At 65.0% G+C, this 24,815-nt stretch carries 23 protein-coding genes and 1 pseudogene; 20 read left to right on the top strand and 4 right to left on the bottom strand.

Features of this window, described 5'->3' with window-relative positions; all coding sequences use genetic code 11:
• Window positions 1–21: 21 nt before the first annotated feature.
• The 6 genes from ACWEQQ_RS05560 to ACWEQQ_RS05535 all read left to right on the top strand — a co-directional run bounded on the left by ACWEQQ_RS05560 (window position 22) and on the right by ACWEQQ_RS05535 (window position 4,471).
• The gene (locus ACWEQQ_RS05560) at window positions 22–687 is read left to right on the top strand and encodes a hypothetical protein (RefSeq protein WP_452347300.1); all 666 of its coding nucleotides are present in this window, start codon (window positions 22–24) and stop codon (window positions 685–687) included.
• Window positions 688–940: 253 nt separating this feature from the next.
• Window positions 941–2,125, top strand: coding sequence for a hypothetical protein (locus tag ACWEQQ_RS05555; protein WP_452347299.1), 1,185 nt, complete (start codon window positions 941–943; stop codon window positions 2,123–2,125).
• A complete protein-coding gene (locus ACWEQQ_RS05550) occupies window positions 2,113–2,883 on the top strand; it encodes a class II glutamine amidotransferase (RefSeq protein ID WP_452347298.1) in 771 nt (256 codons plus the stop codon). The genes ACWEQQ_RS05555 and ACWEQQ_RS05550 overlap by 13 nt, the downstream gene beginning before the upstream one ends.
• Before the next feature lie 164 nt (window positions 2,884–3,047).
• Window positions 3,048–3,512 (top strand): hypothetical protein, encoded by a 465-nt coding sequence (locus ACWEQQ_RS05545; RefSeq protein ID WP_452347297.1) that lies wholly within the window; start codon window positions 3,048–3,050, stop codon window positions 3,510–3,512.
• Entirely contained in the window at window positions 3,509–3,724 is a 216-nt protein-coding gene (locus ACWEQQ_RS05540; protein ID WP_452347296.1) for a hypothetical protein, read from the top strand. Before ACWEQQ_RS05545 ends, ACWEQQ_RS05540 begins: the two co-directional genes overlap by 4 nt.
• Window positions 3,725–3,763: 39 nt before the next feature.
• Window positions 3,764–4,471, top strand: a complete 708-nt coding sequence (locus ACWEQQ_RS05535; RefSeq protein ID WP_452347295.1) for a hypothetical protein — start codon at window positions 3,764–3,766, stop codon at window positions 4,469–4,471.
• Window positions 4,472–5,085: 614 nt separating this feature from the next.
• Here the strand turns inward: ACWEQQ_RS05535 and ACWEQQ_RS05530 are convergent.
• Window positions 5,086–5,592: a hypothetical protein gene (locus ACWEQQ_RS05530; protein WP_452347294.1), complete on the bottom strand. Its 507-nt coding sequence runs from the start codon at window positions 5,590–5,592 to the stop codon at window positions 5,086–5,088.
• A gap of 199 nt (window positions 5,593–5,791) precedes the next feature.
• Between ACWEQQ_RS05530 and ACWEQQ_RS05525 the strand changes: the two genes are divergently transcribed.
• The 4 genes and pseudogenes from ACWEQQ_RS05525 to ACWEQQ_RS05510 form a co-directional block, all read left to right on the top strand.
• Window positions 5,792–6,118, top strand: a complete 327-nt coding sequence (locus tag ACWEQQ_RS05525; protein WP_452347293.1) for a hypothetical protein — start codon at window positions 5,792–5,794, stop codon at window positions 6,116–6,118.
• Window positions 6,102–6,632, top strand: a complete 531-nt coding sequence (locus ACWEQQ_RS05520; RefSeq protein WP_452347292.1) for a DUF6879 family protein — start codon at window positions 6,102–6,104, stop codon at window positions 6,630–6,632. Before ACWEQQ_RS05525 ends, ACWEQQ_RS05520 begins: the two co-directional genes overlap by 17 nt.
• Entirely contained in the window at window positions 6,629–7,480 is an 852-nt protein-coding gene (locus ACWEQQ_RS05515) for a helix-turn-helix domain-containing protein (protein ID WP_452347291.1), read from the top strand. Before ACWEQQ_RS05520 ends, ACWEQQ_RS05515 begins: the two co-directional genes overlap by 4 nt.
• A gap of 135 nt (window positions 7,481–7,615) precedes the next feature.
• Window positions 7,616–7,792, top strand: a pseudogene (locus tag ACWEQQ_RS05510) (site-specific integrase); the annotation flags it as partial.
• A gap of 697 nt (window positions 7,793–8,489) precedes the next feature.
• Here ACWEQQ_RS05510 and ACWEQQ_RS05505 read toward each other — a convergent pair.
• Complete coding sequence (locus ACWEQQ_RS05505) at window positions 8,490–9,035, bottom strand: hypothetical protein (protein WP_452347290.1); 546 nt, start codon at window positions 9,033–9,035, stop codon at window positions 8,490–8,492.
• 247 nt (window positions 9,036–9,282) lie between these two features.
• Between ACWEQQ_RS05505 and ACWEQQ_RS05500 the strand changes: the two genes are divergently transcribed.
• The 3 genes from ACWEQQ_RS05500 to ACWEQQ_RS05490 all read left to right on the top strand — a co-directional run bounded on the left by ACWEQQ_RS05500 (window position 9,283) and on the right by ACWEQQ_RS05490 (window position 14,096).
• Complete coding sequence (locus ACWEQQ_RS05500) at window positions 9,283–10,407, top strand: DUF4192 domain-containing protein (protein ID WP_452347289.1); 1,125 nt, start codon at window positions 9,283–9,285, stop codon at window positions 10,405–10,407.
• An 829-nt stretch (window positions 10,408–11,236) separates the two neighbouring features.
• Complete coding sequence (locus ACWEQQ_RS05495; protein ID WP_452347288.1) at window positions 11,237–11,647, top strand: hypothetical protein; 411 nt, start codon at window positions 11,237–11,239, stop codon at window positions 11,645–11,647.
• Window positions 11,648–11,810: 163 nt separating this feature from the next.
• Window positions 11,811–14,096, top strand: coding sequence for a tetratricopeptide repeat protein (locus ACWEQQ_RS05490; RefSeq protein ID WP_452347287.1), 2,286 nt, complete (start codon window positions 11,811–11,813; stop codon window positions 14,094–14,096).
• Window positions 14,097–14,617: 521 nt separating this feature from the next.
• Here the strand turns inward: ACWEQQ_RS05490 and ACWEQQ_RS05485 are convergent.
• A complete protein-coding gene (locus tag ACWEQQ_RS05485; RefSeq protein WP_452347286.1) occupies window positions 14,618–14,803 on the bottom strand; it encodes a hypothetical protein in 186 nt (61 codons plus the stop codon).
• 337 nt (window positions 14,804–15,140) lie between these two features.
• On the opposite strand from ACWEQQ_RS05485, the gene ACWEQQ_RS05480 reads away from it, so the two are divergent.
• Window positions 15,141–16,055, top strand: a complete 915-nt coding sequence (locus ACWEQQ_RS05480) for a hypothetical protein (RefSeq protein ID WP_452347285.1) — start codon at window positions 15,141–15,143, stop codon at window positions 16,053–16,055.
• Between the two features lie 443 nt (window positions 16,056–16,498).
• Window positions 16,499–17,071, top strand: coding sequence for a DUF7691 family protein (locus tag ACWEQQ_RS05475; RefSeq protein WP_452347284.1), 573 nt, complete (start codon window positions 16,499–16,501; stop codon window positions 17,069–17,071).
• Between the two features lie 131 nt (window positions 17,072–17,202).
• Here ACWEQQ_RS05475 and ACWEQQ_RS05470 read toward each other — a convergent pair whose 3' ends face one another.
• A complete protein-coding gene (locus ACWEQQ_RS05470; RefSeq protein ID WP_452347283.1) occupies window positions 17,203–17,718 on the bottom strand; it encodes a hypothetical protein in 516 nt (171 codons plus the stop codon).
• 241 nt (window positions 17,719–17,959) lie between these two features.
• On the opposite strand from ACWEQQ_RS05470, the gene ACWEQQ_RS05465 reads away from it, so the two are divergent.
• From ACWEQQ_RS05465 to ACWEQQ_RS05445, 5 genes are all read left to right on the top strand, one after another.
• Window positions 17,960–19,363, top strand: coding sequence for a hypothetical protein (locus tag ACWEQQ_RS05465; protein ID WP_452347282.1), 1,404 nt, complete (start codon window positions 17,960–17,962; stop codon window positions 19,361–19,363).
• Window positions 19,364–19,968: 605 nt separating this feature from the next.
• The gene (locus tag ACWEQQ_RS05460; protein WP_452347281.1) at window positions 19,969–20,208 is read left to right on the top strand and encodes a hypothetical protein; all 240 of its coding nucleotides are present in this window, start codon (window positions 19,969–19,971) and stop codon (window positions 20,206–20,208) included.
• A 102-nt stretch (window positions 20,209–20,310) separates the two neighbouring features.
• The gene (locus ACWEQQ_RS05455) at window positions 20,311–22,041 is read left to right on the top strand and encodes a ParB/RepB/Spo0J family partition protein (RefSeq protein ID WP_452347280.1); all 1,731 of its coding nucleotides are present in this window, start codon (window positions 20,311–20,313) and stop codon (window positions 22,039–22,041) included.
• 111 nt (window positions 22,042–22,152) lie between these two features.
• Window positions 22,153–22,677, top strand: a complete 525-nt coding sequence (locus tag ACWEQQ_RS05450) for a single-stranded DNA-binding protein (protein ID WP_452347279.1) — start codon at window positions 22,153–22,155, stop codon at window positions 22,675–22,677.
• A gap of 367 nt (window positions 22,678–23,044) precedes the next feature.
• Window positions 23,045–24,487, top strand: a complete 1,443-nt coding sequence (locus ACWEQQ_RS05445) for a hypothetical protein (protein ID WP_452347278.1) — start codon at window positions 23,045–23,047, stop codon at window positions 24,485–24,487.
• Window positions 24,488–24,815: the final 328 nt, after the last annotated feature.

The following is a 24,815-nucleotide window of genomic DNA, read 5'->3' as shown; positions in this document are numbered from 1 at the left end:
CGAGACGGTCACGGTTTCGCCGTGGTCACCGGCACCGGGATTCTGGTCGGCCGCGGCATGGACGCCGAGGAAATCATCGACGACTTCACCACCGTCCGAACACGGTATCCGGACCGGCCAGCGCTGTTCCACAGCCGCTACGCCACCCATGGCGCGGTGAGCATCGACAACTGCCATCCCTTTCGTCTCGGCCGCGATCGGCGAACCGTATTGGGGCACAACGGAGTGCTGCCCCGAAGAGTGCGCCCGGCACCCTATGACCCTCGATCGGACACCCGCATCGCCGCCGAGACTTATCTATCGCGAATGCCTTTCGGGTCATTCGACACCCCGGCCGGCCGCCGCGGTCTGGAGTCGTGGCTCGGGGCGAGCAAGCTGGTCGTGCTGACCGTCGATCCTTCCTTCCGCGAGAACGCCTACGTGCTCAACGAATCGGCGGGCGTGTGGGACCGTGGGATCTGGTACTCGAATCCCGGCTATCGGCCTGATACCGGGTCTGGGCTTCTCCGGTCGCGGGCGTGGCTGTATGTGTGCGAAAGCTGTGGCGATGTCGACTTCAGTCGACGGGGCCGCTACTGCGGCCGGTGCGGCTGGTGTTTCCACTGCGCCAACACCTTTCCGCACTGCGACTGCCTCCGACACTCGACCACACCTGCTATTTCGATGCGCCGCGACGTGATCCATTAGGCCAAGAGCCCAGGGCCGTCCATCACGACTCCTGACATCGCTTTCATTCCGGAGCTGTCGCGCCCATTTGGCCGAATCCGTCACTGTCTCGGGCACGGATTCGGCCTTCTTCGCTGTACCTGTCTTGCGGTTTCGTGCGCGAGACGGGCTCGCCCTGCGAGGCGGACGCACGACTGCGTCTCCTGCGTCCTGCCGATTCTTCGTCGTTCAGAGAGGTCCCGTAGCCATGCCCCTTGTGCCGACAGCACACGCTGTGTGTGATCTGTGTGCTGCGCAGATCCCCGACGCTCCCCCTCCGGACAAACGTAGCCCGCTGTGCCGTGGCTGCGCGGGCCTTCCGTTCTGCGACGATTGCGGTGAGCGTGCCATCGAGATTCGCCGCACCGTCGATGACGGCACGTTGTGCACGCGCTGCGCTGGTCGATGGCGCGAATGCGAATGCGAATGCTGCGAGCGCTACACCACTGATGGTGCGTCCACGATCAACGATGGCGTCGTCTGCGACGCGTGCCGCGACGATCACTATTGGCGATGCTCGGACTGCGGGCTGCTCGCACGCTCGCTGCGCACGCTCGACAACGGTGACGAGGTCTGCGGCGACTGCGAAGACCAATACCGCGAATGCGGTGACTGCGACCGCCTGACCAGCAACGGCACCTACTGCTCACACTGCGAATCCAGCCAGCGCGATGACCGCGTCTATGACTACTCCTACAAACCCGACCCGGTCTTCCACGGCGAGGGCCCGGTGTTTCTCGGGCTGGAACTCGAGGTCAAAACCCCCGGAACCGCGCTCGAGGACTGCGTCGACATCGCCACGAGCCACCTCGACACGGTGGCCTACCTCAAAGAGGACGGCTCCATCGGCTACGGCGGCGGATTCGAAATCGTCACCCATCCCATGAGTTACACCTGGGCCATCGCCCAGTTCCCGTGGAATGTGCTGCGGGAGCTCCGCATCCGTGGCGCCTACATCGACAACCACCTCGGCATCCACGTCCACGTCTCCCGCGACGGATTCGACTCCCCCGCACACGTGTACCGGTGGATGAAATTCGTGTACCGCAACGAAACCCACGCCACCCGCCTGGCCCGTCGGCGCAGCGACGACTGGGCCAGCTTCGACCCCGACGCCCGCGCCGAGATCGTCAACTTCGCCAAAGGCGACCGCTTCGGCTACGGCCGCTACCAAGCCATCAACGTCTGCCCGCAAGACACCTTCGAAGTCCGCATCTTCGCCAGCTCCCTCCAACCCCAACAAGTCCAAGCCGCACTCGCCTTCGTCGCCGCCTCCGTGGAATACACCCGCACCCTGTCCTCCGGTGACGTGGCGCGCCGGCGTGGCTGGGAATGGACCGCATTCGTCGCCTGGGTGCGACACCACCCGATCTATCTGCCCTTGCTGGCGGAAATGGAGGCCCTCTCGTGTGCATCCTGAGCTTCTACAAACCCGGCATCACCCCGGATCTCGACGCCTTACGCGATGGCGCGGCCGCCAACCCCCATGGGCACGGATACGCACTCATCGCCGACGAGCGAATCCGCGTCGGCCACGGACTCGACGCCGACACCGTGATCGACGAGTTCACCGCCGTACGAGCGCAATTCCCCGACACACCCGCCTTGTTCCACTCACGGCTGGCCACCCACGGCCATATCGACGAGCAGAACTGTCACCCCTTCGCCGTCGGCGGCGACGAACGAACAGTCCTGGCGCACAACGGGATTCTGCCCGAGATCGTGCACCCCCGAATCGGGGACCCCCGCTCCGACACCCGGGTAGCAGCCGAGGACTTCCTCCCCCACGAACCGTTCGGGCCGCTGGATTCCTGGGTCGGCCGCACCGGGCTCGAGGACTGGCTGGCCGGGGACAAAATGATCATCCTGACCGTCGATCCCCGCTTCAAACACACCGCCTACCTGCTCAACGAGCACCGCGGGCATTGGAGCAGCGAGGGGATCTGGTACTCCAACCACTCCTACCTGTGGCGCGCACTGGAAACCCCCCACAAGCCCGGCGGCTATCTCTACGACTACTGCGACTACTGCGGCCAGTTCGACCTCGAGCGCCCCGGACCGCACTGCACCAGCTGCGGGTTCTGCGATCAATGCTGGCAGGAATTCCCACACTGCGAATGCGAATTCCTCACCGGCACCGAACGATACGCCGACCTGAGCTTCTCCGAGGTCGCCTGACCCGTCGGCCCGCACCGCCACCGTTCGTGTCCGACATCCGGCAGCACCCAGCCCGACAAGAAGGAGTTCCGAGCATGATTCACCATTTTCTCTCCATCGAGCCCGGACCCAGCCGACAGCCTTCAGCCCGTCACGCTATGCGGCGGTGACTCGTGAATGGTGACTTGAACAGCTATTCGGCCCGGCTGCGCGTCGATCCCCGCTACGTCGAGGTCGTCTCCGCGCCACCGGCGAGCAGCGTACTGGTCGTCGGCTATCGCGCCTGCTTCGCGACCGCCCCGAAGCCAGGCACGCCGGTGGCGGCCTTCCCCGCAATCACATCGGCGTCGACCACCACCACCGTCGCCGCACCACCGATGGCATTGGTGTCGATCGAACGCGCCGCCCAGATCATTCGAGACCGTGAAATACATTGGGAAGAAGGCCATTTCGGCGTCTCCGGCGTCCACTGGTGCCTCATCCCGGTCGACCCCACGGTCGACAGCAGGTTCGTCATCGCCGAGGGATGGTGGGCTGCCGGCGGCTACCAGGCTGTGCTCACACGATCGGTGATCGCCAATGCACCCACCGCGCCGACCGTCGTCGCGGTGCACAACGCCCACCCGAGCACCGGCCGCAAAAAGTGGTGATCACCAGCGCCGCGGCCCTGGTGGCCTGGATCGAGGCAGCCCTGCCGGAGGCCGACCCCGCGGCCTTCGGCCCGTGGCTCGCCGAGAAGCCCAGCCCCGGTGCGCTCGCCGCCATCGTGCACATCCGCATCGAGTCCACACACCAGCCACCGCAGTCCGCCTGCGTGACCTTGTCGGCTCACCCGCTCACCGACAACCACACCGCCCCCTGACGACCTTCCGCCGCTCGAGACAATTTCCTGAGGAGAACTGTGAACTCCGAAGCCACGTCATCGAATTCGTCCCGCCCACCGATCCCGGCGCGCCTGCACGACGCACCGACCGCACAAGGGCTGACCATCCCGTACCTGACCCTGTGTCACCACGGCCGAGTCTCACCGGTGTGGGGTGCGATCGACCCCGAACGCTACGCACTGGTGCTGGCACTGCGCCTGTGCCAGGTGTGTGGAGAAGCCCTCGGCAATGGACAAGGACCCGACAACCGGGTCGTCGTCTTCATCCGGCCGCAAGACTGGATCCGGGGAATCGGCCCCGAGCCCGGACTACATCCCGAATGCGCCGCCTACTCCACCCGCGCCTGCCCCATGCTGGCCGGCCGCATGCCGACCTACCGATCCAACGCCGTCGCCGCGCGCATCACGCCCTGCGATGACCCTCAATGCGATTGCCGGCAATGGACCCCACCCGACTCGGAATCCGAAGAAGCCCAGCGGGCCGGCAAACCTGCCGACCCCTGGTACTCCATGTTGATCGACGCACACGACTACCAGATCGTGCACTACCGCGGCGACGAATCCGGGCCCTCCGGATACGGCGTCACCTTGCGCGGGATACAGGTCCTGCGGCTACGGAAAATCCGTGGCACAGCCGAACACGAGCGGACAGTTCTGGACGTATTGGCAGCCACCGTGGATCTCACTCGACTCGCACACCGCCTATGGCCCGACCGCGATCGATGACCCGGGTCATGACGGGTCAGTCGCGGACATGGAAAGACCCCCGGTGCAAGGTGGGACTTCAGTAGGTTTGCGGCGCAACTGAAGACACCAGCCCGGGGGGCCTTCCTGTGGAGCAACGCGGTATCGGATTACCGGCGCTGCGTCATGATGTCCAATGGCAGCCCGAGTGTCTATCCCTGACTGCCGAATTCAACTACCCCTTGAACCACCTCCTCCCGAAGCTCCCGAGCATCGGAATGGCCTACGTGTCGCTCTGGACGTATCCGCAGATCTCCGCACGGAGTTCGGCCGGCGCGACGTTGAAGACAAAGACAAGACGTGCAGTCCCGAGCACACATGCAGCGACGACCACGACGGCCGACACGGATGACTGTGGCGTCGACCACGTCGACGCATTGGGCAGGTACACCCCCGTGTGCGGAGGGCCTGCGATCGGGGAACGATTACTCCATGGCGAAAACTATTGCCAGGTAAGCGAAAACTCCGACACCATTGCAGATGGAGCTATCCCGGGGGTCCTCGCGAAGTGCGTTACCGCGCAACGCTTGTCATCGTAGTCTTGAAGTCGGCTCGATACACCACCCTCCTTTCGATTCCCGAGCTATCGGAGTGGTCTAAGCACCGTCGGCCTCGGCTGGCGGCAAGTCTCGAATCGGCGGCATGGCCCTTCGTGCGTAGGTCTGTTCGGGGTTCACGGTGATCACGTCGAGTTGCTGCACCAGCGTCCCCGGAATCTCTGCGCCCTCGAAGTGCTCCGGGCTGGGAACTATCACCGCTTCGGCGTCGAGGCGGGTTGCCTGTGCCCTCAGACGGGCCAGAGGGGGCCGTGCGAACCTGGGATCGTAGACCACCATGTCGGCGAAGTCGTATCCGAGACGCGTGGCGAGTTTGCGGATTTGGCTCTGGTCCCAGAGTTGAGCCACTCCAGATACGTCGGTGCGAAGATATCCTAAACACGTTGGCTTCCCACGCATTACAGCCCCTTGGTCTTCGTGTCCGTCTTGTGCGACGTGTCCGTGGACCTCCAGGTAGAACCCGGAGTAGTCCTCTGATTCGTCTCCGGTGCTCTGGAGTTCCAGCACGCCGCCGGGGAACTCAAAGAGCCGCGTCCGTCTGGCCATCGGGTGCCCCTGTCCGCCGCTGGTATGGCAACTCCGGGATCGGGAGGTGCGACCTCCCCTGAGCGCCTAATCGCGACGTTAGATATGGGATGCGCTGCAAGAACAGGAGATTGCTCCAGATTGCTCCAAGATTGGGCCATTGTGCTGGGCATTTCTAGCCATACTGGAAGCCTGGACACTCTCTACCGGAGGTACTGCCATGCTGTTGCAATTCCTTGGCAAGAACACCCAGGGCAACCATTCCCCCACACTGTGGGCATCGGACCGCGGTACCTACGTGACCCAAGGGTGGCGTGTACCGGGCAGTCCGGAACTGATCGAAATCCCGCACCCCTTGCTCGCGTACCTCGAGCCAGGCACGTGCCTCGGGGTGCTGTTGCATGACACGGGCCATGGGACGTTCACGCTGACAGGTGAACCGGTCACTGACCCGGAAGCGTTGGCGCAGATGGATCTTCCGTCGCACGAGTGCGCCGTCGAGGTGCCCATGGGGAAAGAGATTCGCCGCGATGCTCCACGTAATTGATCACGAGTTCGGGGACATGTTCCGGTCGTGTCGGAAATCGGCCTTTCACCTGGAGGTGCAAGATGTGTACGAGACGCCCGAGGAATCCGAGCCGTTCCGGAAGTTCCTGAACGGCGAGCCGGACGATTTTGCCTGGCTCCAGGGTTGGTTCGATCTTGTTCGTGAATCGAGCAACCGGGGGGTTGCTTTCACTCGGGTACGGGTCGTCACGGTGCCGCATGTCGACTACATCCGTTGGAGTTTGGCCGTGTCACCCCTGAATATCGAAGCAGGCGAGGATATTCGGTACCTACCACGGCATCTTGTCAACGCCGACGACCTTACGACCGACGACTACTGGCTGTTCGATGACAGCACCGTCGCGTACACGCTGTTCACGCCAGACGGTGCGGCAGCTGGGGCAGCGGTCACGACGGACCCGGTACTGGTGCGCCGGTGCGCGCAGGTCCGCGATGCCGTTTGGCGGCAAGCGATTCCCTACGCCGAATATCGCCGGACTACCGTCACTGCGTGACCAACGTCCACAAGGCTCGGGAGGCACTCGGGCAACGACTCCGAGACCTTCGCCGGGATGCTGGTCTAACCGGCCGTCAGCTTGCAGAACTCGCGGCCTGGCACCCCTCGAAGGTCTCGAAGATCGAGTACGGCAAGCAGACGCCAACCGAGCATGATATTCGCACGTGGTGCGGGCTCACCGCCGGCGATGGGCACGAGGCGGATCTCGTCGCCAGCCTCCGCAACATCGATGCCGCCTACCTCGAATGGCGGCGTTCGCTCGGAACCGGCATGCGCCGAGTTCAGCAACAGGTCAACCAAATCGAATCGGAGACCGGCCTTATCCGCGGCTACGATCCGGCCCTGGTTCCAGGTCTTCTCCACACCCCGGAATACGCCGAGGCCATGTTTCGCCGGGTGTCCGAGTTCAACCAGACGCCCAACGACGCAGAGGAAGCAGTAGCCGCCCGCATGGAGCGGCAGCAGCAATACCTGTACCGGGGAAAACGGCGTGTTCACTACCTCATCGGAGAGCAAGCGCTTTATACGACCGTGGGCGATGACGGCGTGATGTTCGGCCAGTTGGATCGGTTGGTGACAGCAATGTCCCTGCCTCGGGTCTTGCTGGGAATCGTGCCCAAGATGGCTCAATATCTAGTCTCCCCAACCAATTTCGTCATCTATGACAACCGGCTTGCGGTTGCCGAAGGCGTGACCGCCGCCCTGACCATCACCCAGCCTCGGGAGGTGGCCGCGTTCACCCGCGCGTTCGAGCTCCTGGCGGACCAAGCTGTCACGGGAGGCGCGGCCCGCGAGTTGATCAGCAATGCGCTCGCAGCACGAAGGCGTGCCGTCGATGGCGGGTGACTGGGCGTCGGGCGGCGGAACCTAGTAGAGGGCTGGGGAGTGGTCCACGGCCGAAGTGACCCGGATTGCGGCAGACGGGTCGTCCGGATTTTGTCACTTTGACCAGTTTCTTGACCTTTGGCAGGTCCATCTGGAGCGCACAGCTTCCGCAGCGCGGTGGCGACGATTCTGGACGACGCCGGATTGTCGGCGTGGGTGACCGCGGACGTGCTCATGCATGTTGATCCGGCCATGACCCAGCGGCACTACACGGCTCGCGAGCGGGCGCACCAGGCTGCCGCCGATGCGCTCGATCGGGCAGTCAGCGGGCAAGGCTGGCTGATCGCCATGGAAAGAGGAATTAGTTGGGAGATCCGGAAAAGCAAGAGGCCGGCCTCTGGGAGGAACCGGCCTTCACCTGCGGTGATTGTGGAGCTAGGGGAAATCGAAGCCCTGACCTTCTCGATGCGAACGACTGCGCGGTCCGTTTTGGATAGTTGCGGTCCGTTTTGGGTAGTTACGGCGGTGTTGGTAACCGAGGCAGCGATTCAGCAAGCCGCGAAGGCCGCCGTACAGCGTCCAAGCGACAGCCACGTATCGTCGAAGTTGCAGCGCCGGAGACCACCAGCAGCCAGTCCAGGAAACCCCACGAAATCGAGTCACTCCGTTCGCCGAGGATCAGCTTCTTAAACAGGCGGGCCCCTCGAAGCTGACCTGCACCTCCCCCTCTCGTCACACCGCTCGGGCCGGAACAGCACGCCTTCGAGATCAGCATCGTGGAACCAGCGTCCTGAGAGCACAGTGTTGAGTCGGCCTGAAGCGCAATCCGAAGTGCTGAACCACTTCTGAAGCGAGGACAGCCGAATCCATCTGACAACTCGGCATGATGGTGCACCGGACAAGCCCAGGCTCGCTGGACAAGCTCGCCGATGACGTCAGACTTCGCCGATTCCAGCAGAGCTCGGCTTCGCTGATCGGAGCCAAAATTCACCGATAGCTGACATCAGAATTCACAGGTGCAGCCACCTCCTTACTCGGTCACGTGCGACGGCACCGGATCGGTGGACGTGGTGGAGGCTCGGTCTGCGAGCAGGTTTCGGGATCCAGGGTCAGTTCTTGTCGGCAGGTTCGTGGGGTCTGTCTTTTTCGACGGTGTCTTGCGGCTGGATTGCTCCGGGCCGGTCGCTCGGGAGCCGGCCAGGAGCTGGCGTGCGCGTTTGACGGTGATCTCGAGCAGATCGGCCAGTTCCTCGTCGGTCTGTACGTGTGCGCGCACCGCGGCGGCAGCCGTTGCCTGCACGTCTTCGTGGGTCGTGATCTCGCTCGCCGCGCGGGTGATCACGGTGTCGATTTGCGCGCGTAATGCCGCTACTTCCCGGTCGCGGGACTGCTCGGCGTGGGAGATCGCATTCCAGGCGGCGAGGTAGTCACCCACTGCGCGGGTGATGGCTTTCTCTCGTGCAGCAGCGTCGGCGCGACGCTGAAGGCTGCGTTGGCGTGAGCGTTGCAGTCGGGCAACAAGTTCCGGTGAACGAGCCTGAGAACGAGTGCGGCGCTGGCGGGGGGCTTCGGTCATGACGAACCACTCCTGACAGGCATGTGACAACCTGATCAGTCCCTCGCGCACGCCACGATACCGATCAGACGCCGCGACACCGAGGCTGCTGTCATTCCGTTACGCAGGCTTCGACAACAGCAGCGCTGAATCCATCCTTCCCTGCCCAATTCGCGTGCGCCCTGCAGTGCGCCGGCACGCCTCTGAGTTGCCTTGCCCATTGTCCGCCGCCCGATTCGCTTTCGACCCGCCAGGAGGAGTTTCTGCCATGCCGTTGCCTTTGTCCGTCGGTGAACCCGGCGACCTCATCGCCGCCGTGCCTGCCCTGCTCGGCTTCACACCCACCCGGTCACTGGTCCTCATCTTCTTGAAGCACGACACCCCATGCGCTGGAGCGGGATCGGTGCACGCCGTCCTTCGCACGGCATCGCCGCTCGAGCACATCCGACTGTCGGACACAGAGATCGGGCAATTCGCGATACGCGGGTGCCTGCACGCGGAAGGCTTCGCCGTGCTGGCGGTCCTGGTCGACGACCGGTTGTCTCGCCCCACCGAAACGTCCCCGATCGATGAGCGTTGGCGCTCGGTACTCGACGCTCTGCGGCAAACCTTGGAATCGAAGGGTCTGACACTGGCTGGGGCCTGGAGTACGCGAGCCATCACCGTGAACGCGCAATGGTGGGACGAGCTCGCACCCGAGCAACACGGACACCTCCCCGACCCGACCGCCTCACGGGTCGCCGCCGAAATCATCGGTACCGGTCGGCAGATCCATCAGAGCCGCGCCGAACTCACCGAACTGGTCGAGGTCGATGTGGCGTTGCGCGATCGCGTCGCCGCGGCCTTGCCGCAGGCCGCCGCTGACGCGCATCGACGAATGGACCGAACCGCACACGTCGGTAATCCGGACGGCTACACCCGACAGGCGTTGTGGCAGGTCATGCATGTCATCAAACACGCCCCGACACTCGAGATGCCCGAACCCCGCGAATTAGCGGACGTCGCTGTCGCCCTGCGCGATACCGCGGTGCGCGATGTCCTGTTCGGTACCGCGGCCGGTGAGCACGCCGTGCGGGCCGAACACCTGTGGTCGATCCTGACACGAGCGCTGCCCGATCCGGACCGCGCCGAGGCCGCGGTGCTGTTCGCGTTCAGCGCCTATCGGCGCGGAGACGGGGTGCTCGCGGGAATCGCTGTCGACGCCGCGTTGTCCTCGGACCCCGAACACCGCATGGCGCATCTGCTCGGCACCGCATTGTCGAACCTTCTGCCACCGCAGCGACTGCAGCGACTGTGCCGGGCCGGCGCCCAGGCAGCAGTCGAACTGCGCGTCGATATCGGTGTCGCAGAACCTGATTCACAGACAGAGGAGTTCGATCATGACCGATCCTGACGAACGCTCGGTGGCGTGGGGCCGGTGCTGTCACGGGCCGCGCTGGCCGCCCCGGCCGCCGTGTGTGGCTTGCTCGCGGCTCACGGCCCGCTCCAAGCGCCGAGCGTCTCGTGGCGCAGGAACGGAATTCACGCTTCGGCCCGCACACCCGTGCCATGGCCGCCCTTCGACCAATCGAGCCCCGGATCCGCGTGCGTCGGTTCGGGGCTCGTTCGGAGGTAATCGCCCGCCCTGATCGCACCAGGTTGGTTGACCACTGCACCATACCGAGGCCAGTCGATTTATGGGGTGTCTAGAACTGCCACCGGCAGTGCATCTGTGGGCGGCGCTTCGGGCCGCGCGCGAGGCCAGAGATATCGAGACCCGACTCGCTGGCATCGGCAAGCCGAGCATCGAACTGCAGGCGGCCGCGACGAATGCCGTTCTGCTGTCTGTAGCTTTCATGGAGGTGTTCGTGCTCGTACGACCTCGCCTCAGGGTGCGCCGAATGGGCTCACACCACCGCGACAAATTTCGTGGACCGTTGATCTCAGGAGATGGGGCTTACCAGGGACTATCGTCAGCACCTTCACAACTGGCCAGCCCCGTAGCGTCACACGTCGCTGCGGAGACGGCACAGAACTCGATACCCCCGTGGATCCACCGCGGTGCGCGCACCGTACTAATCTGCCGCTGATCGCTCGATTCAGGACGGCCGCGGCGCCCGCCGTAGTGCAGGAGAGTGTCTGTTGTTTCGAATCGTATTGAACCGGGTGAGATTAGCCTTGTAGCAACAGGAATGGTCGGCGCGAACAGGAGACATCCGGTGGCTTCGACGGGATTCGTACTCATGCGCATCGCACTGCCGACAGCGGCAGTGGCAGCGGTCGGCACCGGCACAGCGGTCGCGGTGAACATGGCCACAGATGGCGGGGCGAAATGGTGGTGGTGGCTGGTCGTCGTCGGCCTGACCGTGATCGGGTTCGCCGCGTCGTTGTGGCTTGCTCGACGACAAGCCGACAGTTCGGTCGTGCCGGCCATTGCCGCGACGGGCGAGCGCAGTGTAGCCGTACGTGGGAACACGACCGGTTCCATCAGCACAGGCAATACCGGCACTCCGCCGGTGACAGGGGCGCCGAACAGCCCAGGGCCGAATGGGAATTCGCCAGCGCCCGGCTCAGTGACCGCGGCGGGCACGCGTTCCGTCGTCGTCGAGGGCGACACAGGTGGCGACATATCGACGGGTGACCACTACAGCTAGCGAATCTGACGTGTCGTGGTTTACCGGGAAACGCCCAAACAATCAGTCACCACAACCTCCCGTGCTCGATCACGAGGAGGGCGCACACGCTTCTGGTGCCCGGTCGGTCGCGATCGGCGCAGGATCCACGGTCGGGCCTGTACAAACCGGTGACGGTGCTAGCGTGGTCAATCTGCCGCTCGAAGCCCTGCGACCGATCGCCGAGATCGACGCTCCACCGGGGATCGACAATCTGCCGGTGCAGCCGATACATTTCGTCGGACGTGAGCGTGAACTCGCGCGTCTGGACGCTGCCCTGTCGGTGTCGGGTCCAGTGCTGGTGCAGGCCGTGCACGGCTTGGGCGGGATCGGTAAGACAACGCTGGTGGCCCAGTGGGCAGCCACGCGCGACCACGGCCACGCACCCCTGCGATGGATCACTGCCGACACCGCCGCCAGCGTCGAGCGCGGACTGGCAGAGCTTGCGACAGCGCTGCAGCCCATGCTGGCGCAAGTCTTGACGGTGGCACAGCTTGCCGAGCGGGCACTGCAATGGCTGTCCACCCACCACGGCTGGCTGTTGGTCCTAGACAACGTCGAAAACCACAGCGATATCGCCGACATTCTGGCCCGCGCCCACGGCGGCAGAATCGTCATCACCAGTCGCCGTGCGACTGGTTGGCAGACCGCGGCCACGATCGTCAGGATCGATGTGCTGGATCCGGCCGAATCAGTCGCCTTGCTCGTCGACACGATGAACGCTGAGGGGCCTCGCGAGTCCGATGGCGCCTCCGAGCTGTGCGCGGCCTTGGGGCATCTGCCGTTGGCCATCGATCAGGCGGGCGCCTACCTTGCGCAAAACCCGCTGCTCACACCCCACGACTACCTCACCATGCTGGCACGGTATCCAGCCGAGATGTTCCAGGACAGCGCCGAAGTGCTCGATCCTGAACGCACGATCGCCCGCATCTGGCAGGTGACCCTCGACAGAGTGACAACCGCTCACCCTGCCGCCATCGACATCCTTCAAAGGCTGGCCTGGTTCGCCCCCGACGACATTCCCGTCACCTTGTTCGACGGCCTGGCCGCCCCACCGGCGCTCCACTCCGCGATCGGCGCGCTCACTGCCTACAACATGATCTCTGCCCATCCGGGCTCAGCCAGCGTGTCGGTCCACCGGCTCGTGCAAGCGGTCGCCCGCACCCTTGACATCGATAATCCGCACGACTCGGAAACTGCGCTCGAACGCGCGCATGCCGACGCGGCCGCAGCCTTGCTGCGCGCGCTGCCCGAACATCCGCACCCGAGCACATGGGCTACCTGGCGAACCTTGCTACCGCACGTTGACACACTCGTCGCTCACCACGATCACGACCACAACGCGAACCTTCTGACAACCACCACAGACATCCTGAACCTGACCGGGCAGTTTCTCGACGACCAGGGCTCACACGAACGAGCCATCGAATACATCCAACGGGCGCTTATCGACAGCGAGCGAGCAGTGGGCACCGATCACCCCCGCACCCTCACCACCCGAAACAACCTCGCCCTCGCCTACCGCTCCGTCGGCCGATTCGCCGAAGCGATCCCCCTGTATGAACGCGCGCTCGCCGACCGTGAGCGCGTCCTGGGCATCGACCATCTCGACACGCTCACCTCGCGCAACAACCTCGCCGATGCCTACCGCTCCACAGGACGGTTCGCCGAAGCCATTCCTCTCTACGAGCGGGCCCTTGCCGACAGCGCCGAGGCCTTGGGTACCGAGCATGCCAGCATCGTCGCCTCGCGCAACAACCTCGCCGCGGCCTACGAGTCGACCGGACGTCTCGCCGAAGCCATCGAACTGTTCGAGATCACCATCGACGACAGCGAGCGGATTCTGGGCACCGACCACCCGACCACCCTCACCTCCCGAAACAACCTCGCCGCGGCTTACCAGTCCTCAGGCCGGCTCGCTGAAGCTATCCAACTGTTCGAGCTCACTCTCGAAGCCCGCGAACGCATTCTGGGCATCGACCATCCCGATACCCTCACCTCCCGCAACAACCTCGCTGCGGCTTACCAGTCCTCGGGGCGGCTCACCGAAGCCATCCAACTGTTCCAGCTCACCTTGGAAGCCCGCGAACGAATTCAGGGCATCGACCACCCCCACACCCTCATCGCCCGAAACAACCTCGCCACCGCCTACCAGTCCTCAGGCCAGTGCACCAAAGCCCTTTCCCTCCTGGAAATGGCCATGACCGAGTGCGAACAGTTGCTGGGCACCGACCACCCCGACACCTTCGTCGCCCGCTGCGTCCTCGCCGAAGGCTACGAGCGCGCGAATCGCCTGTCCGACGCCAGCCAACTTTATGAACGCGCCCTGGCAGACACCGAGCGCGCCTTCGGCCCTGATCACCCCAGCACCCTGTTCATCCGCAGCAACCTGACCCGACTACGTGGTCAGGGCCACCTCACCGACGGGTAACGCGCTCAGATGCCAGCCAACGTGGGGTAGCCAAAACACTCCCAGCTTCAGCCAACTCAAGTGCGCTGTAATCAGCGTAAGGCGTTTTGCGTCAAGCGGTTCGGTCGGTGCCTCGGTCTGTCGTCGTCCCGGCATAGCGGTAATGGCGTTGGTTCCCTGCAGCGTGTAATCGGGTTGAGGTGACGAAGACGATGAAAGGAATCGGCCACCGTCTGAACGATCTGTTCGATGCCCGAAGCTCGAAGGTCAACGGCCGGAGTTGAACTCGGGCCGTCCGAGTGCTCACTCATACTGGTGCCAACGGTGCGCTCAGTCGGCGTCGGTCACGTAGAAGAACGCATTCGGTCTCCGAATTTCGTGCGGCATATCCTCGTCGAGCCAGTCCTGATGGACACCACCATCGAGCTGCCCGACCCCGACGCCCACGATCACACGCCACGTTCGCGGCTGCAGTTTGCCGATTACCCGGCAGGGAAGGCTGTAGGGAACGTGAGAAAGGTGGATTACGTAACGCACAGTCTTCAGGCCTCACCGTGGCGGTCTGCGGGATGGTGGCCGAGGTCGTCGGCACGTACAACGAGCAGGTCCATGCAGTCGTGCAGGTGCGGTCGGGGTTCGCCGAGATGGTCGCGGACCAGAGCGATGGCCTTGATCGAAGCGCCGGAGGTGAGCAGTTCGTCGAACTGGGTTTGGGCCTCGGCCGACATTCGATTCCATAGTTCTCGGGGTGTCGCACGGTCGCTGAGCATCTGAGCACGCCATCACATGCCCGGGCGGATGCGAATCAATTTCTCTGGTGGAGTTGGGAACAGGAGCATGCACGTCTGCTCCCGCCGCGTACAAGGCTGTTCGGAACCGGCCAGGCCGCGGTCGGCCGACCGCACCATCATGCCGCGACCCGCGCGCTGTGCACTGCTGTAGGGCAGTTGGTTCTCGGTCGATCTGAGCGGTGCCGGCGGCTGGATCGTTGCGGCCCGCTTTCGGGCCGGCCAATCGCTGACCATGGCATCCCCCGGGGCTGGTGTGCCCGTAGGCTAGGGCGGTATGACGCTCGACCAGGTCGTGGCCGAACTCTACGGGCTCCCGCCCGCCGAGTTCGTGGCCGCCCGCACCGAGCGGGTGCGGCAGGCCCGCGACGCCGGGGACAAGGCCCTGGCCGCCGCCATCGGCAAGCTGCGGCGGCCGACGGTCACGGCGTGGGCGCTGAATCTGCTGTCTCGTGAGGCGAGCGATGATGTCCGCGCACTGCTGGGGGTGGGCGACGCCCTGCGCGATGCCCAGCGCCGCCTGTCAGCCGAACAGCTGCGTGCCCTCACCATACAGCGGCAAAAAGTGGTCAACGCCGTCACCCGCAAGGCCGCCGAGCTGGCCGCGGGCCGGGGCCAGCGCCTGACCGAACCCGCCCTGCGCGATATCGGCGCGAGCCTGCAGGCGGCACTGGCGGATCAGTCGGTCGCCGAGGGGTTACGCGCCGGAACCCTCACCGCCGCAGCCACTTACGAGGGATTCGGCCCCGCCGCGCTGACCGCGGTTCCCGGCGATGGGCACCGCAGCTTCGAAACGCGCTCGACGACAGCCGATCCCACCGAGGATCGCGCTGAGGAATCGGCCGCGCGGACTGGTCGGCGCGCTGATCCCACGGCTGCCGACGGGCCCGCCCCCGATCCGCAGGCCGAGGTGCGGCGCGAGCTCGAGCAGATGCTCGCCGAAGTCGAATCCGCCCGCGCCGCTGTGACTTCCGCCCGATCCGACCATGACACCGCGGCCGCCGATCTCGCTGATCTCGACGACCGCATCGAAGCCTTGCGTGCCGGGCTGACCGAAGCCGAACACCGCCACCGATTCACGGCCGCCACCGAGCGTTCGGCTCGCGAGGCCCTGCAGCGTGCACAGAAACACCTGGACGGTGTCGAACGCCGCGTCGAACGTGCCCGCAAGCAATTGACTCCCGGCGTCTGAGCGGACCCATGCCGTATCAGGCGCGGCAGCAGTCAACGCGCATTCCGTTGAGCATGAACCGCAGTGACCGCTGCCCGGCCGGCCGGCTCGCCGAGCAGGGACAGAGCCCACAACAGCTGCACCACATCGATAGCGGTGGCGTCCCCGCGCGCAGCGCTCGTCGTGCCCTTCGGCGCATTCCGGAGTCGGGTGGAACTCATCGCGGTACAGGCACGGGACACGCTCGATCAGCGTGTTGCGCACGCAGCAGAGGCTCCGGGCCACAAGTGGCAACATCCTGCATTGCCGCATACCGCGCTGACCGAACCCGCCAGCGCGAGGTGTCGGCGGCTGGAACCCTGTGCGCCGCAGAACGTCCGCTATTGCCGATGTGCGGGCACTGCCAAGGAAGTCCTCGCACGCGGCGAGGCATGGTGTCGGTGTGGCTGGCTAGAATCTCGACGGTGTCAAGCACTTTGAACATATACCTTGTCGACCTGGCTGAACTTGTGGCCGTCGTGGGATCCAAAGACGACGAGCGACTGGGTCGGATGCTGGCGTGGGAGCCGGACGCTCTCCTACTCGGCTTCGACGCTGACGACCGGGACGATCATGTCGAGCGGAACAAGGATGCCCTTCGAAAGATCTTCGCAGGCGGACCTTTTGACGATGACGATGCCGAGCATTACGTCGAAGCACTGGAACTGATCTGTGAAGAGTTGGGAGGTCCGCCCTTCTCCGGCGCAAGGTTCCGGTTCGGCTCCGGAGATCTGCCTTCGATCATTGAAGAGTTGGCCAGCGGCATGATGGAAGAAGACCCATTCCCTGACACTCCGGACTTGGCCGAGAGCATCGAGATCGCCGAAGGCAACGGGTGGGGCCACATGAGCAAGGAGGACTGCGCCGAGGAACTGGATCATTGGGAACGTGCGGTTGCCGAGGATCCCGACTACTGTGCACCTTTCGGTCCACGCATCGTTGAGTGGCTGCACCGATCGAAGGAAGTCGACAAGGACCTCATCGGGTTCTGGGGTTAGCGCCCTCTTCTGCCGCTTACCGAGCTGACCGAACCGGCCAGCGCGGAGCATCGGAAGATCAACGGGCAGAACGCCGTACGACCGCCGGCAGTGCGCGCTATTGCCGAAGCGCGTGCGCTACTGTTCTGGCCTTACGGGCCCGGAAACTCAAACCCTCTCATGACGGAACTACTCTGACCGAGCCGCAACGACTGCCTCGTCACGCGGATGAAATGCTCCTGGGCGAGGTGTTGCTTGTCTCTAGCCGCGGCCCATTCGTCATCGTCGATCGGTGGCCGCTCCCGCTCGAATGTGGTGCGCATAACGGCGCCATCGGCGAGATGGATTGCGTCGGCAGCCGACACGACTTTCCTTGGTGCGATGAGACGAAGGCGAGTGAGCACGACGGCTTGGGCGCAGTATGCCTCATCGGTTCGCGCTTGCATCTCCGTGCATACGCTGGCGTCGTAGCCTTCGACTCGGGCAATGCGCGCATACGCGCCGCGGCTGGCGAAACTGGCGTCAAGGTATTCCACGTAGGCATCGATAAGAGCCTCTCGCAACCACTTTCGGTTCTCGCGACGGCCCGATATGTAGAGAGTCATACCTGCAAAGGCAGCTGCTAGCGATGCTGCCACTGCACTGATAACCGAAGGCACGACGGACATGCCAACCTCCGACGAGCAAGGGATGGTACCCAATAGATTCGCACGCTTGTGCCGCTTCCCGCGCTGACCGAACCGGCCAGCGCGGGGCATCGGAAGATCGACGGGCAGAGCGTCGTATGGCCGGCGGCAGTGCTCGCTCATGTGGATGTGAGATGAGTTGTGGTACAGGCCATCAGGGATGTTTGAGGTATGCTTTAGCTTGGTGAAAGACACTACCTCGTGTCGCGAAGACGCGGTCGGTGTGCTGCACGGCTCGCTCGCGACTCACGATCCGCTCGAAGCCGCCGAGCGTCTCGTGGCGCAGGCACGAAACTGGCGCTGCGGCCAGCACACCCGTGCCATGGCCGCACACGATCTCGAACGCGCACACCGCTTCGACGGCCGATTACTCACCCGTGACGAACCCGGCCGGCCGAGCGCGCTCGCCGGCCTCGACACCATCGACGCTATCGCACTCCGATACGGCATCCCACCCAGTCCGGTCCGGGATCCGGTGCCACGCCGCCGGTCAGGCCAGTCGGCCGGCGAGGCGTCACACCTGCGCCATGCCGCCGTCGACGAACAACTCCACGCCGGTCACGAAACTGGAGGCGTCGCTGGCTGTCCTGGGCGAAATCAGTCAAACATATTGCCGCTCAACAACTTTCATAGCGACGATGGGTCCTTTGGTCCTGCCGCCCGGCTGTTCGACCGCGATTGTGTCTGGGTCGGCCTCTACGCTCGGTCCGGCAGACCAGTTCGACAACTCAAACTTGCGTTGATAATTGGGAGGGACGGGCGATTGAGCGACATTCGCGGGCAGATCACGGAATTGTTCTGCACTGCCGCCGAGTTGCACGGTTACACCGCGCGGGTGACCGCGGACGGCGAGGTGACGGTGACCGGCCCGGCCGGCACCGCGGTCTACTACCTGGAGAATTTGGTCCGCGAAATCGCTGCGGCGCCACCGCAGGACTGGGCCGCGCTGGTCTCCGACCATCTCACTACCGGGCTGAGCCACGACGAGGTCAGCGCAACCGAACCGCTCGAGGCGATGGAGTTCGCCGCGGTGCAGGCACTGGTGCGCACTCGGCTGTACCCCGACAGCGCCCGTGATCAAGTTGCGTGCGTCTGCCGATCGCTGGCCCCTGGACTGACCCAGCGCGTGGTGCTCGACGGTGTACACACCATCTCGCCGGTCACCTACCAGCTGCTGGCGAGATGGGGTGTCGATGAAGGTGATTTGTTCGCGCTCGGTGAGCAGAACACGCGCACCGATGGGCCGCTGGATGTCGAGCGGGCCGACTTTCCCGAGGGCGCCCCGCCCTGGTTTCTGCTCAAAGGCAACGACTACACCAGCGCGCATGCGCTGTGGCTCGGCGACTATCCCGACGTCATCGGTCGCGCTGGTGCATTATTCACCGTTCCCGCCGAACTCAGCATCTATGCCGCCCCGATCGACGGTATCGACGTGCTCGAGGCTGGGGAGATCCTGGCCTCACTGGCTGTGCATCACTTCGCGAACGATCCATGGCCGACCAGTCCGCACCTGTACCGATGGCACGGCGGCCATATCGAGCTGGTCACCTACGTCCAACCGACCGATGAATCTCTCGAACTGCACCCCACCCACGAGTTCCTCACCTTGCTGAACCAGCTCGCCTGAATCAGGGTTACGACGGAGCCGCCGAACACCGCCTGGATCGTGGATCGGGTGGTCGCTGCTGATCAGTCGTCGGTGTCGAGTCGGTGGGTGGTGCGGCCGGTCAGCTCGGGAGCAGGGCGGGGTCCCCGGCGCTCATCGCAGCGCGGATCGCCATGCCGCGCAGGGAATCCTCGCAATGCGTGATGTCGGGTGGGCTCATAGCCCTCGACCCGTCATCCCACCTCGGTCGTGCGTTCGGCGAGCAGCCGGATCCGCCGAGATCGTAGTGTGCGAAGCGGGTCTACAAGCGGCACCGCCAACACCGTCTGCCGGGGCAACGAACTGAACCGGCCCGTCACCGCCCTGTCTGGCCCTATCGACTCCGCGGCCGCCCAAGGCTGCCACGCCTTCATCCGAACAGGCCACGCGAAGCTGGTCATCGACGCACACGACGTCCCTCGACGTACTCGTGCACCGACACGTCCCTGATTCGCGGCTCTTGCCGAGCCTTTCCAACGGGCCACGGTCGATGCCGCCGAACTCACCCCGCGCGATCAGACAAACACGCTCACGCTCTTCGGCTTCCACAACGCCGATCACCCACCGCTCATCACCGGAGGTTACTCATGTCCGTCACATCCGTTGCTGTCACTCGCATTTCGCGCGTCGAGTACGAGCAGTTGGTTCATCGCGGCCGCGCTGGAACGGTATCGGCGATCGAGGCCACCACCGTGCTCGATCGCTGGCGAGCCGATCACCCCGACTGGCGTGGCCGCCACTGGACCTTCGTTACCGACGACCACGGCGTGCTGCGGTTGCGTCCGCTCAATGTCTCCCGCGCCGAGCGCCGCCCGATCGCTGCCTGACCGATCCCGCTCGCCCGCTGTCTCGCTCCGCGGGGCCACCACACAGCTGCCACTCCGGGCACATGGTGGCCCCGCGTTCTTGTCTCTCAGGAGGTCTGCCTCATGCAATCCGTTCCCTCCCCGACCACCGCGGCCATCATCGACGGGGACACCGTCCCCAGCACAGCAGATGTCGTCGATGCCGGGTACGTCGAACCATTCACGACGCCAGAACCCGACGACCATGTGGAAGCGCTGCCGAGTGTCGAGGCACTGTATGTAGGGCCGTCGGAATTGGTGATCGCTCAGAACGTGCGCAAGACCTTCGACATCGCCGAGCATCCCGAACTCATCGACTCTGTCAAGGAGTTCGGCGTCGAGGTCCCGATCATCGTCGAACGCCAGTCCGACGGCAGCCTCCATGTCACCGAGGGTCAGCTGCGCACGCTCATCGCCGTCGAGGTCGGCACCGCGAAAGTTCCGGTCTGGGTGACCGACGCCGACCCGAGTGTTCCCGAGAACGAGCGTCTGATCCGCACGACACTGAAGCAAATGAACGTCAACGACCGACGCGTGGCGATGACCGCCGCGGACCGCGCCGGCGGTGTGGCGTTGATGCTGGACCTGGGGGCATCGGTGACCCGCGTTGCGACGGGCTTGCAGCGCAAACGATCCGAGATCAAACACGCGGCAACGATCGCGGCATCGGCGACCGCCCGCGGACTCGTCGACTCCGCTACCTACAGTCTCGACCAGCTCGCAGTCATCGCCGAATACGAAACCCTCGGCGACACCGAAGCAGTCGAGCGCCTGCTGCAAGAGCGCCGGTCACGGTTCACCTACGTGGCCAATCAGATCGCCGCGGACCGACGCGAAGCCCGCGCCCGCCTCGAAGCCGCCTTGACCTACGCGGCCGCCGGCTTCGGAGTGCTCACCGTGGAGCCCGACACCAGTTCACCCGAGCCACAATTCCTTCCAGCCGAGATGCTGGAAACCGTCGACGCCGCGCCGGTCACCGAAGACCTGGTTACCGCGGCCGCCGACCGGTGGCTCGTGTATGTCGATGTCGAGGAGAACGGTCTACTCGTCGACACCCTCACCGGCGAACTCGTCGATCCCGACCGCGTCGATTGGGATACCAAAGGCAACACCAAGTCCTATCCTGCCGAGGGCTTACGTCACGCCGACTCGGTGGAACATCGCGACCGCTGGATTCCGCGGTACTTCCTTCCCACCGACCAACTGGCCGAGTCCGACTTGCGGATGCGGCCTCTCACCCCGAGCGGCGAAACACCCGGCGGCGAGCAGGCCGAGCAGCTGCGTGCGACCGCGGAGAAGGCCGCGGCCGAACGGGAAGCCGCGCGGCAGGAACGGCGGCGGGTACGGGAGTTGAACAAGCGCGGACTCGCTGCCAAGCAGCGCCGCGTGGAATTCCTGCACCGGTTGCTGGCCCGGCGCACCCCGCCCCCGCAGGCCGGGCAGTTCGTCGCCGAATCCCTGGCCTGGGAACCGGATCTGCTGGGTTCGTTTCATGCACCGAAGACCACTCTGGACCTGCTCGGTGTTTCTGGGTTCACCACCGAGTTGGTCGCCTCGATCCAGTCCGCGACCGCGAGCCGGGCGTGGGTGATCGTGCTTGCCATGGTGCTCGGTGCATTCGAATCCCGCGCCGGGAAGGACTCCTGGCGCTACAACGACCAAGGCTTGCAACGGTATCTGCGGTTCCTCGCCACCGTGGGCGAGCCACTCGACTTCGAACTCGTCGACGTCGAACAAGCCGCCGCCGGGCTCATCGACTTCCACGACATCGACATCGACGTCGACAACACCGTCGACCTCGACGCCGCTGCCTGACCGGCCGGGGATTCCGCCGCGCATCCCGGCGACGGTCACATTGCGGTCCACCACCGACTTCCGCCCCGGAAGCGGCGTCGTATCAAGTATTTTCGGAAGGGGAGCTGAACCATGGCTCAGGACACGACTCTTACGGTCATCGGGAATTTGACCGGTGACCCCGAGCTTCGCTTCACACCCGCCGGTGAAGCGGTCACCAATTTCACCGTCGCGTCCACACCGCGCTATTTCGACCGGAATTCCGGCGAGTGGCGCGACGGGGAGGCACTGTTCATGCGCTGCGGCATCTGGCGACAGGCCGCCGAGAACGTGGCCGAAACCTTGACTCGCGGAGCGCGTGTGATCGTCTCGGGGCGATTGAAGCAGCGCAGCTACGAAACCCGCGAAGGCGAGAAGCGCACCGTCGTCGAGCTCGACGTGGACGAGGTCGGTCCCTCGCTGCGTTACGCCACCGCGAAGGTGACGAGGAACCGGACCGGCAACGGCACAGGGACAGGACGGCGGACAGCGGCCGGGAACGGGTTCGGTCAGCCCGCAGACGGTTCGGATCAGCAGTCCAATGACCAGGGTCCGTGGCGTGCACCGGCTCTCGCGGTGGTCGGGTCCAACGGCTTCACCGACGATCCGGACTTCTGAAGCCTGCTCCATCAACCTTCCTGTACTTGGCCGGTCCGGCCCAGTACAGGGGGTGGGGTGGGGATGTCCTGCTGGTCTGGGCGACCAGCCATCTCGAGGGCTACCGGCCCCGCACACGCCGCGCCACTGAGCCCGCGCCCGGCGCAAACGAATTCCCGTGCGCGCCGTCTGATCCGTCACCACCGTCGCGTTCCTGAGCGCACAGGAATTCGCTTCCGCACGCCCGGCGCGTCCTCCGCCGGCGCCTCGCGCCCGGCCCCGGTCGTGCGCCCTCGGCTGGTCGCCCAGACCAGCCGGTCATCCCGGCTGCCGAGGTTGCTCACGCGCCGGGTTGCTCGCCGATTCACCGTCCAGATTAGGAACTCTCGTGACCGAACACAGCGCATTCCTCGACGCCATCGCCGCACTCGACATCACCTTCACCGCCGACCGCCGCGCCGCACGCCGTGCCTTCCCCGCCGCACTCACCCTCGCGACCCCGCAGGATTGCGAGTTCCTGGACCTGCTCGTGGAGACGTTCACCCTCTATCCGTTCGAGTCGGCCATGAAACGCCTTGCCGCCCAGTACGCAAGCGAGCCCGACAACCAGCACCGGCTGGTCGCCTTGGTGCCGGACTCCGACCCTGGACTCTACATCCGCGACCGCGCCGACCGGCTGGCCGAAATCCAGGCACGCGCGGTACGCAACGGCACCACCGTCGAGGACGAATACTCCGCCACACACGCGACCTTGCCCACTGCTGAGCTTCCGCGTACGCCGATGCGGCAGTGGCGCAATCCACCCGCACGCACCTACCTGGCCCCCAACCGTGACACCGAGAAGTCGCGGCGGGCTCCCGAACAAATCAAATACCGTGCCCTGCGGCGGGGCCAGCGCCGCCCCGTCGAAGCCGAGCCCGAGATCGTCACCAAGTATGTGACGGAGAATCTCTACACCGACACCGTCGATGCCGAACTCACCGACGCCCGCGCCGCAGAGAATCGAGCCCGCGAACGCGGACTGCTCGCCCGACCCACCTCGAGTTCGTGGACGCCACGCTTCCCAGGGGGCAAGCCGCCCCTCGACTCCGATGAGGCCCGCGCACTGTGGAACCACACCTACGTCAACTATGTCGCCGACCAGCACCAGCAGGCACTCGCCCTCGCCGGAAAACCCTCCGTCAGCGACGACAACGCCCTCGCCCACGCCGCGACTCGAACCGCGTTGCGCGGCTATACCGATCGCCGCACCGCGATCCCGTTCCAGGGCAACGGCCTCGACTACGACCACGAGGCCATGACCCCCACCCGGGGATGGCGGTGCGTGTCCTGCTTCATCGAACGCAGCGACACCGACCAACACCTGACCCACACCCACACCGGAGAACCCCGCAGCGACGACGGACTCTGCGACATCTGCCGCGCCGACAACCGCCCCGGCCTCGCACTGCTCCCCGACGGCTTCACCGCCCGCGATCTCGCCCGCGCCTACTTCCGGTTCTACGCCGACACCTACCCCGAGTCCGCGCGTGGCCTGCTCGCCGAGGTACGCGGGCGTGCACCGCAATGGCTGATCCGACTCATCGACGAATTCCTCGACACCGCAGCACTTCCCAGCGAGGCACCGACCGAGCCCGACCCGCAGCCGCCGTCGGCTCCGGCACAGCGACAGCCGCGCCGCCGCGGCCCAGTCCTGGGAGCGGGTCAGCGCACCGGCCGCTGCGATGCGTGCACCCGCGTCACCGCCGTCAACAACGACAGCCTCTGCACGCAATGCCTGGTCTGGATCGGCATGGAAGTCCCCGCCACGCGCAAGTACGCCGCCGCCTGATCCTCAGCACTTCCGTTCTCCGGTCCGCCGCGGTGAATCACCCCTGCGGCGGACCGGCCACCACCCCGCACCGCACTACGTCAATCACCTTGTCGCACGCATCGACTGTCTTGCGCTACACCCTCACTTACATAGTGGTATTCGTCGCGTTCTGCTTGGCCGCGTACCTCCTGCACCATGTCCTCCCCATCGATCTGACCCCGTCGATCGACGTCACCTGTCCGGCAAGGACTCCCGTCGACCGCCGGGCATAGCAGCTCCGACGACCCCGAAGGTAGCGACTCGGTAGGTAAGCGAATCTCTGTACCTACCTACCGAACTCCCCCAA

This window comes from Nocardia sp. NPDC004123 (assembly GCF_053603795.1).
This window is presented reverse-complemented; position numbering and strand designations above follow the sequence as displayed.